At 75.9% G+C, this 11,572-nt stretch carries 9 protein-coding genes; 7 read left to right on the top strand and 2 right to left on the bottom strand.

Annotation, left to right across the window (positions count from 1 at the left end; all coding sequences use genetic code 11):
• The first annotated feature begins 173 nt into the window (after positions 1 to 173).
• From L7D48_RS18855 to L7D48_RS18825, 7 genes are all read left to right on the top strand, one after another.
• The gene (locus L7D48_RS18855) at positions 174 to 1,031 is read left to right on the top strand and encodes a universal stress protein (RefSeq protein ID WP_237880636.1); all 858 of its coding nucleotides are present in this window, start codon (positions 174 to 176) and stop codon (positions 1,029 to 1,031) included.
• Positions 1,032 to 1,162: 131 nt separating this feature from the next.
• On the top strand, positions 1,163 to 3,817 hold the full coding sequence (gene ppdK, locus L7D48_RS18850) for a pyruvate, phosphate dikinase (protein WP_237880635.1): 2,655 nt from the start codon (positions 1,163 to 1,165) through the stop codon (positions 3,815 to 3,817).
• 192 nt (positions 3,818 to 4,009) lie between these two features.
• The gene (locus L7D48_RS18845) at positions 4,010 to 4,960 is read left to right on the top strand and encodes a universal stress protein (protein ID WP_237880634.1); all 951 of its coding nucleotides are present in this window, start codon (positions 4,010 to 4,012) and stop codon (positions 4,958 to 4,960) included.
• Positions 4,957 to 5,478 (top strand): flavodoxin domain-containing protein, encoded by a 522-nt coding sequence (locus L7D48_RS18840; RefSeq protein ID WP_237880633.1) that lies wholly within the window; start codon positions 4,957 to 4,959, stop codon positions 5,476 to 5,478. Before L7D48_RS18845 ends, L7D48_RS18840 begins: the two co-directional genes overlap by 4 nt.
• Before the next feature lie 47 nt (positions 5,479 to 5,525).
• On the top strand, positions 5,526 to 6,185 hold the full coding sequence (locus tag L7D48_RS18835) for a DUF4389 domain-containing protein (protein WP_237880632.1): 660 nt from the start codon (positions 5,526 to 5,528) through the stop codon (positions 6,183 to 6,185).
• A complete protein-coding gene (locus L7D48_RS18830; RefSeq protein ID WP_237880631.1) occupies positions 6,182 to 6,562 on the top strand; it encodes a hypothetical protein in 381 nt (126 codons plus the stop codon). Before L7D48_RS18835 ends, L7D48_RS18830 begins: the two co-directional genes overlap by 4 nt.
• 84 nt (positions 6,563 to 6,646) lie before the next feature.
• Positions 6,647 to 9,352 (top strand): HAD-IC family P-type ATPase, encoded by a 2,706-nt coding sequence (locus tag L7D48_RS18825; protein WP_237880630.1) that lies wholly within the window; start codon positions 6,647 to 6,649, stop codon positions 9,350 to 9,352.
• A gap of 111 nt (positions 9,353 to 9,463) precedes the next feature.
• Here the strand turns inward: L7D48_RS18825 and L7D48_RS18820 are convergent, their stop codons facing one another.
• Both L7D48_RS18820 and L7D48_RS18815 read right to left on the bottom strand, forming a co-directional pair.
• Positions 9,464 to 10,468 (bottom strand): 2-hydroxyacid dehydrogenase, encoded by a 1,005-nt coding sequence (locus tag L7D48_RS18820; RefSeq protein WP_237880637.1) that lies wholly within the window; start codon positions 10,466 to 10,468, stop codon positions 9,464 to 9,466.
• Between the two features lie 278 nt (positions 10,469 to 10,746).
• Positions 10,747 to 11,484 carry a peptidoglycan-binding domain-containing protein gene (locus tag L7D48_RS18815; protein WP_237880629.1) on the bottom strand — a complete coding sequence of 246 codons (738 nt, stop codon included), beginning with the start codon at positions 11,482 to 11,484 and terminating at the stop codon, positions 10,747 to 10,749.
• Positions 11,485 to 11,572 lie beyond the last annotated feature (88 nt).

The following is an 11,572-nucleotide window of genomic DNA, read 5'->3' as shown; positions in this document are numbered from 1 at the left end:
GGCAGGGGCCCGGGGCAGGGCCGTTCGGCCCGGGCCGGGCGGGCGGGGCGGCCCGGCAGGCCGGTCGGTCCCACCCGTCGGGACCTGTGTCCCCTCGCGGTGGCGGGTACCCGGCCGCAGCCTGGAGGTGGGGCGGAGGACCGCTCCACCGGGAAGGCTTGGAGGTACACACCATGACCCGCACCGTCACCGTGGGCCTGGACGGCTCGCGCGAGAGCCTGGCCGCCGCCGAGTGGGCGGCCCGCGAGGCGCTGCGCCGCACGCTGCCGCTGCGGCTCCTGCACGTGAGGGAGGACGACTCCCACCCGAAGGTGCTGTCCGGGATGGACCCGGAGGCGCGGGAGCGGTGGGAGGCGCTGCCGGACGAGACGGCCGCCGGCCTGGCCCGCGAGCACCCCCCGCTGGAGGTCGCCGTGGAGCGGCTGGCCGGCCGCCCGGCCGAGGTGATCAGGGATTCGGTGGGCGAGGCGGAGCTGCTGGTCCTGGGCTCGCGGGGCCGGGGGACGCTGACGGGCTTCCTGGTGGGCTCGGTGGCGCTGTCCACCGTGGCGCACGTGGAGTGCCCGGTGGTGCTGGTGCGGGCCGGGACCGCCGAGCAGGACACCGGTGACGTGGTGGTGGGACTGGACCTGACCAGGCCGCGCGAGGAGCTGCTGGAGTTCGCCTTCGACGCCGCCGCCCGGCGCGGGGTGCCGCTGACGGTCGTCCACGGCTGGGACCCGCCGCCGGTGTACGGCATCAACCCGGTGGCCGTGAACCCCCATCTGATCGACGACCTGGCCGAGGAGAAGTCCGACGCCCTGGCCCGGGTGCTGGCCCCCTGGCGGGAGAGGCATCCGGAGGTGGAGGTGCGGCCGCAGGCCGTGGTCGGCAGGGCCGCCCACCATCTGCTGGAGGCCGCCGAGAACGCCTCCCTGCTGGTGGTGGGGCGCCGCAACCGCCGTGCCCGGCTGGGCTTCCACACCGGACCGGTCACCCACGCCCTGATGCACCACTCGCCGGCGCCGGTGGCCGTCGTACCGCACGACTGAGCCGGATCCGGTGCGGCGGGCCGGCCCTCGCGGCAGGCTTCCGCACCGGGGCCGCGACCCCCATCCGCCGAGGTGCTCCGCCGCCGGGCCCAGGCCCGCGCGGGCGCCGAGCCGCTGAGGAGGCACCAGAGATGGTCCGTTACGTCCAGGACTTCACCGAGGGGGGCCGGGAGCAGGCCGACCTGCTCGGGGGCAAGGGCGCCAATCTGGCCGAGATGACCCGTATCGGCCTGCCCGTGCCGCCCGGTTTCACCGTCACCACCGAGGCGTGCCGGGCCTATCTGGCCACCGGCGCCGAGCCCGAGGGGCTGGCGCAGGAGGTGGCCGGGCACCTGGCGGCACTGGAGCGGGCCGCCGGGCGGAGGCTGGGCGATCCGGACGACCCGCTGCTGCTGTCGGTGCGCTCCGGCGCGCGCTACTCCATGCCGGGGATGATGGAGACGATCCTCGACATCGGGCTGAACGACGCCTCCGTGCACGGTCTGGCCCGCACCTCCGGGCACGAGGACTTCGCCTGGGACTCCTACCGGCGGCTGATCCAGATGTTCGGCACCACGGTGATGGGGATCGACGGGGCCCTGTTCGCCGAGGCGCTGGCCCGCCGGCCCGACCCGGGGCAGCGGCGGCTGCTGGTGGAGGACTTCCGCCGCATCGTGCGAGAGCGGACGGGCGAGGAGTTCCCGCAGGACCCGGCCGAGCAGCTGCGGCGCTCGGTGCGCGCGGTGTTCTCCTCGTGGAACACCGAGCGCGCCCGCGTCTACCGCCGCCGCGAGCGCATCCCCGAGGACCTGGGCACGGCCGTCAACGTCCAGACGATGGTCTTCGGCAACGCCGGCCCGGACTCGGGCACCGGTGTGGCCTTCACCCGCGACCCGGCCACCGGGCTGCAGGGGGTCTACGGCGACTACCTGGCCGATGCCCAGGGCGAGGACGTGGTCTCCGGGGCGCGCAACACCGTGCCGCTGGCCGAGCTGGAACGCCTGCACCCCGAGTGCTACGCGCAGCTGTGCGAGTACATGGAGAGGCTGGAGCGGCACTACCGGGACCTGTGCGACATCGAGTTCACCATCGAGCGCGGCAGGCTGTGGATGCTGCAGACCCGGGTGGGCAAGCGCACCGCCGAGGCCGCCTTCCGCATCGCCGCCCAGCTCGCGGACGAGGGGACGATCGGCTGGGACGAGGCCCTGGACCGGGTGAGCGGCGAGCAGCTGGCCCGGCTGATGTTCCCGAGCTTCGACACCGCCGGGGCCGGCGAGCCGCTGGCCCGCGGGGTGCCGGCGTCCCCCGGCGCGGCCTTCGGGGCGGTGGTCTTCGACTCCGCCGAGGCCGCCCGCCGGGCGGCGGCCGGGGAGAAGGTGGTGCTGGTGCGCGGCGAGACCACGCCCGACGACCTGCCGGGGATGGTGGCCGCCCAGGCGGTCCTGACCAGCCGGGGCGGCAAGACCAGCCATGCGGCCGTGGTGGCCAGGGGCATGGGCCGGGTGTGCGTGTGCGGCGCGGAGGCCGTGGAGATCGACGCCGCCGCGCGCCGCTTCACCGTGGGTGGCACGGTGGTCGCCGAGGGCGAGACGGTCTCCGTGGACGGGTCGGCCGGCGCCGTCCACCTGGGCGAGCTGCCCCTGGTGGGCTCCCCGGTGATGCGGTACTTCGAGACCGGGGAGCGGCTCCCGGGCGTGGTCGACGCGGTGGCCCGGCTGATGGAGCACGCCGACGCCACGCGCCGTATGGGTGTGCGGGCCAACGCCGACACGCCCGAGGACGCCGCCCGTGCCCGCCGCTTCGGCGCGCGGGGCATCGGCCTGTGCCGCACCGAGCACATGTTCCTGGGCGAGCGGCGCAGGCTGGTGGAGGCGATGATCCTGGCCGAGGACGACGCCGGGCGCGAGAAGGCGCTGGCGGCGCTGCTGCCGCCGCAGCGCGAGGACTTCACCGCCATGCTGGAGGCGATGGACGGCCTGCCGGTCACCATCCGCCTGCTGGACCCGCCGCTGCACGAGTTCCTGCCCGACCACACCGAGCTGGCGGTGCGGGTGGCGTCCGCCGAGGCGGCCGGGGGCGAGCCCGACCCGCACGACGTGCGGCTGCTGAGCGCGGTGGAGCGCATGCACGAGCACAACCCGATGCTGGGGCTGCGCGGGGTGCGGCTGGGCCTGGTGGTGCCGGGGCTGATCGCCCTGCAGGTGCGGGCGGTGGGCGAGGCCGTGGCACGGCGGCTGCGCGACGGCGGCGATCCGCGGGCGGAGATCATGGTGCCGCTGGTGGACACCTCCGACGAGCTGCGGCTGGTGCGCGAGGAGGTGGACGCCGTACTGGCCGAGGTCTCCCGGGAGACGGGTGTGGAGGTCACCTGCCCGGTCGGCACCATGATCGAGCTGCCCAGGGCGGCGCTGACCGCGGACCGGATCGCGGCCGAGGCCGACTTCTTCTCCATGGGCACCAACGACCTGACCCAGACCACCTGGGGGCTGTCGCGCGACGACGTGGAGGCGTCGTTCTTCTCCGCCTACCTGGAGCGGGGCATCCTGCGGGACTCGCCGTTCGAGACGCTCGACCGGCAGGGTGTGGGCCGGCTGGTGCGGATCGCGGTGGAGGAGGGGCGGGCCGCCCGGCCGGGGCTGAAGGTGGGGGTGTGCGGTGAGCACGGCGGCGATCCCGACTCCGTGCACTTCTTCCACCAGGCGGGTCTGGACTACGTCTCCTGCTCGCCCTTCCGGGTGCCGGTCGCCCGTCTGGAGGCGGCCCGCGCGGCGCTGGTTCCCGGCCGCGCGCGGTCGGCGACCGCGTGACCTCCACCGGCTCCCGGCCCGGTGCCCGCACGGGTGCCGGGCGGGAGCGGCCCCGGGCGGGTGTGCCGCGTCCGGGGCCGGCAGGCCCGCCGGAAGGGCGGCCGACCCCAGGCGGAAAAGGACTTTTCCGGTAAGGCTGGAAGGAGGCGGGCGAGGTGCCCGCGCCGTGCGGCGGAACGGGAGGAGAGGCCGATGGAGGCCAACGCAGCCGGACCCCGGGGCCATGTGGCCGTCGGGGTGGACGGCTCCCGGCACGCCGAGCTGGCGCTGGAGCAGGCGGCGGTCGAGGCGCGGCGCCGCGGGGTGCCACTGGAGGTCGTGCACGGCCGCCCCTGGGCCGCGCTCCCGCAGACCGGGGCGGAACCGGCGGCGCACACCCCCTCCCGCGAGGACGCCCGGGCGCTGGCGGAGTCGGCCGCCGAGCACGCCCGGTGCCTGGCCCCGGGGCTGGAGGTGGTGGCCTCGGCCGTGGACGAGGACGCCCCGGGCGCCCTGGTGCGCCTGAGCCACCGGGCCGCTCTCACCGTGATCGGCTCCCGCGGGCTGGGCGGCTTCACCGGCCTGCTGCTGGGGTCGGTGGGCCTGCGCGTCGCCGCGCACACCGCCGGCCCGCTGCTGGTGGTGCGCGGCGACCTGCCGCCGGAGCGCAACCGCGTCCCCCACGACACCGTGCTGCTCGGCGTGGAGGGCGAGGCCGACGCCGACGCGGTCGATCTGGCCTTCCGCGAGGCCGCCGCCCGGCAGGCGCGCCTGGTGGCACTGCACGCCTGGGTCTACCGGCACCTCGCCCCGCCCGGGGAGCCGCTGGTGCCTACCAGCCCGCGGCGCGAGGACATCGCCCGGATCGCGCGCGCCGAGACGGCCGCGGCCGAAGGGGTGCTGGGCCCGTTCCGCGGCCGCTATCCGCAGGTGCGCGCGGAGGTCAGGGCCGTCAACGGCGCCGCCGCCCCCGCACTGGTCGAGGCCAGCGAGGCGGCGGACGTGGTGGTGGTCGCCGTCCACCGGCGGCGCGGCCGGCTGGCGATGCGACTGGGCCCGGTGGTGCACTCCCTGCTCCACCACGCCCGCTGCCCGGTGCTGGCCGTGCCGGTCCCGCTCGGCGGGGAGCGCGGCGGGGACCGCGATGAGGAGGAGACGGCATGACCGTACTGGTGGGATACGCCAGCGCCCACGGCTCCACCCGCGAGATCGCCGAGCGCATCGCCGCCCGGCTGGCCGAGCGGGGCGTCGGGGCCGAGACCGCCTCCCTGGACGCGGTCGGCGACGCGGGCGGCTACGACGCCTACGTGCTGGGCAGCGCCGTCCACGGAATGGCCTGGCTGCCGGAGGCGACCGGGTTCGTCCACGCCCACCGGGAGCTGCTGGCCGGCCGGCCGGTGTGGATCTTCAGCGTCGGCATGCCCGCGGCCCTGCGCGGCCCGTGGAAGCCCATGGCCGCCAAGGAGGAGCCGAAGGTGACCGAGGAGGTCCCGGCCGACCTCTCCCCCCGTGAGCACGCCATGTTCTCCGGGGTCGTCGCACCGGAGCACCTGCCCGGCGCCGGACGCGCGATCTTCCGGGCGATGGGCCTGCGCTACGGCGACTACCGCGACTGGGAGGCGGTCGACGCCTTCGCCGACACCGTCGCACGCTCCCTGCGCCCGGCCCCCGGCCATCCCTGAGCGTCCGCGGACACCAGAGAACGAAGGAGCTGATCACCGTGTTCTCCATGGCGGCAACCGGGGCCCGCCGGCCCGTGACGGTGGAGGCGGAGCTGGACCAACCGCTGTCGAGGTGGCTGTGGCTGGTGAAGTGGATCCTGCTGATCCCGCACTTCGTCGTGCTGTTCTTCCTGTGGATCGCGTTCTTCGTGGTGACCGTGATCGCGTTCTTCGCGATCCTGTTCACCGCCCGCTATCCCAGGCCGCTGTTCGACTTCAACACCGGCGTGCTGCGCTGGAGCTGGCGGGTGGCCTTCTACTCCACCAGCGCGTTCGCCACCGACCGCTATCCGCCCTTCAGCCTGGGCCCGGAACCGGACTACCCGGCGCGGCTGGAGATCGACTACCCCGGGCGGCTCTCGCGCGGCCTGGTGCTGGTGAAGTGGTGGCTGCTGGCGATCCCGCACTACATCGTGGTCGCCTTCCTCGCCGGGAGCTCCGGGGGCCAGGAGTGGTGGTTCGCCTACGCGGGGCTCATCGGCGTCCTGGCGTTCTTCGCGATCGTCGCCAAGGCCTTCACCGACACCTACCCCCGGGACCTGTTCGACCTGCTGGTCGGGCTCAACCGCTGGGTGCTGCGGGTGACGGTCTACGCGGCGCTGATGACGGACGCCTACCCCCCCTTCCGGCTGGACCAGGGCGGCAGGGAACCGGAGCCCGCGCCGTGATCAGGGCACTGGTGGTGATCTTCCTCCTCGCTCACGCCCTGGTGCACTTCCGGGTCTGGGTGACGCCGCCGGACCCGGCCAACCCGCCCCCCTTCGCCCCCGGCCACTCCTGGGCGCTGGCCGCGGCCCATGTGACCGAGGAGACCTCCCGGGCCGCGGCGACCGCCCTGGCCGCGGTCACGGCCCTGCTGTACGCCATCGCGGGCGTGGCCCTGCTGGCCGACGCCGGCTGGTGGGCGCCCGCGGCCGTGGTGGCCGCGGCCGGCGGGCTGGTGCTGAAGGTGGTCTGGTTCAACCCGTGGCTGCTGCTGGGCATCGCCCTGGACGCGGGCGTCGTCCTGGCCGTGACGCTGACCTGGCCCGCCTCGCTGTACTGATCCGGTCCGGACTCCTGATCGGTCCGGACCGCGCGGGGCCCGCACGCACCGCCGAGCATCCACCGTGAAGAACCGGAGCAGACCATGCAGGACCCTCCCGCCCCTCCCGCCGCGCGCCCGGACGGCCTCACCGAGGAGGAGGCCACCCGGAGGCTGGCGGAAGGGGGCCGCAACGAGGTGGGACAGCCCCCGGGCACACCGCTGCGGGCGCGGGTGGCCGCACAGCTGCGCGACCCGCTGATCCTGGTCCTGCTCGGCGCGATGGTGCTGACGCTGCTGACCGGGGACCACGGCGACACGGCCGTCATCGCCCTGGTGGTCGTCGCCAACACGGGCGTCGGCGTGGCCCAGGAGGTGCGCGCCGACAACGCCATCGCGGCGCTGACCGCCGTGTCCGCCCCCGTGGCCCGGGTGGTGCGCGGCGGCGCCGAACGGGAGGTGCCCTCGGCCGAGGTGGTGCCCGGCGACGTACTGCTGCTCGGCGAGGGCGACATCGTCCCCGCGGACGCGCGGCTGCTGAGCTCCTGGGCGCTGGCGGTGGACGAGTCCGCGCTGACCGGAGAGTCCGTGCCCGTGGACAAGGACGTCCGGGTCGGCGGTCCGGAGGCCGGCGCACTGCGGGCGGGCACCGTCGTCGTACGCGGCCGGGCGGTGGCGTCCGTCACCGCCACGGGGGCGGACAGCGCGCTGGGCCGCATCGCCGCCCTGCTGCACCCCCGCCGCGGCCCCACCCCGCTCCAGCGCCGCCTGGCCGGCCTGGGCCGGGTGCTCGCCGCGGTCACGGTGGTCCTGTGCCTGCTGGTGCTGCTGCTGGGTCTGGCCCGCGGCCAGTCGCTGGAGACGATGGCCGTCACCGCGATCAGTCTGGCCGTGGCCGCCGTCCCCGAGTCGCTGCCCGCCGTCGTCACCCTCGCCCTGGCCCTGGGCGCCCGGCGGATGGCAGCCCGCAACGCGCTGGTGCGGCGGCTGCCCGCGGTGGAGACACTCGGCTCGGTCACCGTGCTGGCCACCGACAAGACCGGCACCCTCACCGAGGGGCGCATGGTCGTGGAGCGGGTGTGGACACCCCGGGGCACCGTCCGCCTCACCGGCGGCGGGTACGAGCCGGCCGGCGAGATGCTGACCGACGGCGGCAGCGGCGGCGACGGGCCGCCCGCCCCCGCGACGGCACAGGCCGTACGGGACCTGCTGACCGCCGCCGTGCTGTGCAACGACGCCGCGCTGCGCCCCCCGCACGAGGGCGAGGAGCGCTGGAGTGCGCTCGGGGATCCCACCGAGGCGGCGCTGCTGGCCGCGGCCGCCAAGGCCGGCCTGGACCGCGACGGGGTGCTGCGCGCCCACCCCCGGATCGGCGAGGTGCCCTTCGACAGCCTGCGCAAGCGCATGACCACCGTCCACCGGGAGCCCTCCGGCGGGCGCCTGGTGTGCCTCAAGGGGGCCCCCGAAGCGGTCCTGAACGGCTCGCTCCTGGACGAGACGCCCCTGCGGCTGGAGCGCGCCCACCGCGAGGCCGCCGCGCTGTCGGCGGAGGGCCACCGAGTCCTGGCCGTGGCGTCCGGCCCGCTCGACGGGGCACCCGGCCGCTGGGAGGAGGCCGAGAGCGGGCTGCGGCTGCTGGGGCTGGCGGCGCTGAGCGATCCGCCCAAGGGGGTGGCCGGGGCCACCGTCGCCGCCTGCCGGGCGGCGGGCATCACCCCGGTGGTGATCACCGGGGACCACCCGGCCACCGCCCGCGCGATCGCCGCCCGGCTCGGCATCCTCGACCGCGGCCCGGGCCCGACCGGAACCGACGGGGCCGCGCCCACCGAGCCGCCCGAGGTGGTCACCGGCCGCGCGCTGGCCGCCGGGCGGGTCGCCGACCCGTCCACGGTCCGGGTGTTCGCCCGCACCGACCCGCAGCAGAAGGTGGACATCGTCCAGGCCTGGCGGGCGCGCGGCGCGGTCACCGCCATGACCGGCGACGGCGTCAACGACGGCCCGGCACTGCGACAGGCCGACATCGGGGTGGCGATGGGGCGACGGGGCACCGAGGTCGCCCGGCAGGCCGCCGACCTGGTGCTCGCCGACGACGAGCTGCGCACGGTGGTCGCGGCGGTGGAGGAGGGCCGGCGGGTCCACGACAACATCCGCCGCTTCCTGCTCTACGGCATGGCCGGAGGAGCGGCGGAGATCCTGGTGATGCTGATCGGGCCCTTCCTCGGTCTGACGGTGCCGCTGCGGGCGGGCCAGATCCTGTGGATCAACCTGCTCACCCACGGCCTGACGGGCGTGGCCATGGGGGCCGAGCCGGTCTCCGCCGACGCCATGCACCGCCCGCCGCGGCCCCCCGGCCGGCATGTGCTCGGCGAAGGGCTGTGGCTGCGGATCCTGCGGCTGGCCGCGCTGGTGACGGCCGCCTCCCTGGCGGCGGCACTGTGGGCGCGCGAGACCGGCCGGCCGTGGCAGACCACGCTGTTCCTGGCCCTGCTGGCGGCCCAGCTCGGCGCCGTGCTGGGGCTGCGGGAGCGGCTGCTGACCCGGGAGAACCCCTTCCTGCCGGCGGCGGTGCTGGCCGCGGTGGTGCTGGGCGCGGCCACCGTCACGGTGCCCTTCCTGGAGGGGCTGCTCCGCACCGAGCCGCTGGACGTGCCCGCCCTGGCGGCCGTCGCGGCCGTCGGCGCGGCCGGGTTCGCCGCCGCCCGGTTCGAGAGCCGCTTCACGCGCGGCACCGGGGGAGGGGAGGGCGCCTTCCCCGGCTCCTTCGGCCTTCCCGCCGGTCCTCCCGCCTCCGGCGGGCCGCCGCGGGCCTGAGGCCTCACGCGCGTACGGCCGCCGTGCCCCGGTGGGTGCGGCGGCCGTACGCGGACCGGACCGGACCGGACCGGACCGGACCGGACCGGGCCCGACCCCGGCCCGGTCCGGTCAGCGCGGGGCGGGCGGGGGGACGAGGACGTTCTCGCCCGTGCGCCCGGCCAGGTGGTCCTCGACGTTGGCGGCGGTGGCCCGGACGATCTGCTCCACCGCGTCGTGGGTGAAGTACGCCTGGTGGGAGCTGACCAGGACGTTGCGGAAGGTCATCAGCCGGGCGAGGGTGTCGTCGGTCACCACGTCCAGCGAGCGGTCGAAGAAGAAGACCCCGGCCTCCTCCTCGTACACGTCCAGCCCCACCCCGTCCAGGCGGCCCTCGCGCAGGGTCTCCACCAGGGCGTGGGCGTCCATCAGACCGCCCCGGCTGGTGTTGATCAGGATCGCGTCGTCCTTCATCCTGCGCAGGGCGTCGCCGTCGACCACGTGGTAGGTGTCGGGCAGCAGCGGCAGGTGGAGGCTGATCAGGTCGGACTCGGTGAACAGCCGGTCGCGGTCGACGTACTCCATGCCCAGGGCCAGGCACTCGGGGTTCTCCGCGACATCGGAGCCGAGCAGGCGCATGCCGAAGCCCGCGGCGATACGGGCGAAGGCCGCGCCGATCTTCCCGGTGCCCAGGATCCCGGCGGTGCGCCCGTGGAAGTCGCGTCCCATCAGGCCGTTGAGCCGGAAGTCGAAGTCGCGGGTGCGGGTCACCGCGCGGGGCACCCGGCGGTTGACCGCCAGGGCCAGCGCCCAGGCGAACTCGGCCACCGAGTGCGGGGAGTAGTGCGACACGCGCGCCACCGACAGGCCCAGCTTCCGGGCGGCGTCCAGGTCGATGTTGTTGTAGCCGGTGGCGCGCTGGGTGACCAGCCTGGTGCCGCCTTTCGCCAGGACGGTCAGCACCTCCTCGTCCAGCACGTCGTTGACGCTGCTGCACACCACCGCGCACCCGGCGGCCGTGGCGGCGGTGTCCCGGTCCAGGACTAGGTCCAGGCAGCGCAGGCGGTGCCGCCCGTCGAACGCCTTCTCCAGCAGGGGCCGTTCGTCGGCGATGACGCCGTAGGCGACGACGTCCACCGCCCCCTTCGTCCTCCCGGCCGTGTCCTGTGCCGTCCGCTCCACCGTTTCCTCCCTCGTTCCGCGCCGTCCCGCGCCGTCCCGCGCCCTGACCCGGCGCGCGTGTACGTGTCCGGCCGGCCGTGCGGGGCCGGCGGGGGCGCGGGGTTCCGCGCCCCCGTGGAACACGCTGCCCGCAAGCCTTCCGCGGACTCCTGCCCCGGGCCCAGGGCCGAACGGGCCACCCGGGGGCCCGGAGCGGGCCGGCGCCCGGGCGCCGGCCCGCGGCCGGCGGGGCGTCAGCCGAAGCAGGCCTCCCAGGTCTCCGGGCCGACGACGCCGTCGACCGTCAGGCCGTGCCGCGCCTGGAAGCGCTCGCACACCTCCTTGGAACGCGCGTCGTACCGCCCGTCCGTGCCGGGGGACCAGCCGAGCTCGCGCATCCGCCGCTGCCACAGCCCCACGGCGGGGTGCTCGGTGGCCGGCGGATGGCTGAGGTGGACGCCGGGCCAGGCGGGGGGACCGGAGGCGGGCTCCAGCGAGCCGTCGCGCACATAGGAGGAGAGCAGGCCCGGACAGGACGTCGGCAGATGGTCGCCGTGCCGGTTGATCCCGCGGCCCGCGCCGCCGATGTCGCGCAGATTGGCGATCGACCAGCGGAAGGCGTCCAGGAGTTCCTCGGTGACGGGGTCGTAGTCGGAGGAGGAGCCGCCGGTGAGCGCGCACACCGCGTACCAGTCCCGGTTGCCGGAGTCGGTGCCGTTGGCGGCGGTCCGCACCCACGGACCGCGCCCCTCGTAGACGCGGCCGTGGACGCACACCAGATAGGTGTAGGCGATGTCGGCCCAGCCGTTGCCGTCCATGTGGTGCCTTTGGATGCCGCGCACCTGGCCGGCGCACTCGCCGTGGTCGGAGCGGGCGGTGCGGGTGCCGCCGACGTGGTGGACGGTGGTGCCGCCGTTGCCCGGTGTGATGTGGGAGGGCCGGTTGGTGGGGGCGCGGGCGCCCCATTCCGAGCGGGGGACGAAGACGGCCATCAGGCGTCCACCCCCTCCCGGCAGCACTCCACACCGGCGTTGAGGGGCTCGCCGGGGGCGTCGTCGTCGGCGTCCCCGGGGTAGAGGG

It is taken from the genome of Streptomyces sp. ICN903 (genome assembly GCF_022015835.1).
In the GTDB taxonomy this organism is placed as follows: Bacteria; Actinomycetota; Actinomycetes; order Streptomycetales; family Streptomycetaceae; genus Streptomyces; species Streptomyces fenghuangensis.
This window is presented reverse-complemented; position numbering and strand designations above follow the sequence as displayed.

Bases quoted from the DNA above. Each gene is read 5' to 3' on its own strand.
- L7D48_RS18855 (WP_237880636.1), top strand. From the start codon at position 174: ATGACCCGCACCGTCACCGTGGGCCTGGACGGCTCGCGCGAGAGCCTG.
- ppdK (WP_237880635.1), top strand. From the start codon at position 1,163: ATGGTCCGTTACGTCCAGGACTTCACCGAGGGGGGCCGGGAGCAGGCC.
- L7D48_RS18845 (WP_237880634.1), top strand. From the start codon at position 4,010: ATGGAGGCCAACGCAGCCGGACCCCGGGGCCATGTGGCCGTCGGGGTG.
- L7D48_RS18840 (WP_237880633.1), top strand. From the start codon at position 4,957: ATGACCGTACTGGTGGGATACGCCAGCGCCCACGGCTCCACCCGCGAG.
- L7D48_RS18835 (WP_237880632.1), top strand. From the start codon at position 5,526: ATGGCGGCAACCGGGGCCCGCCGGCCCGTGACGGTGGAGGCGGAGCTG.
- L7D48_RS18825 (WP_237880630.1), top strand. From the start codon at position 6,647: ATGCAGGACCCTCCCGCCCCTCCCGCCGCGCGCCCGGACGGCCTCACC.
- L7D48_RS18815 (WP_237880629.1), bottom strand. From the start codon at position 11,484: ATGGCCGTCTTCGTCCCCCGCTCGGAATGGGGCGCCCGCGCCCCCACC.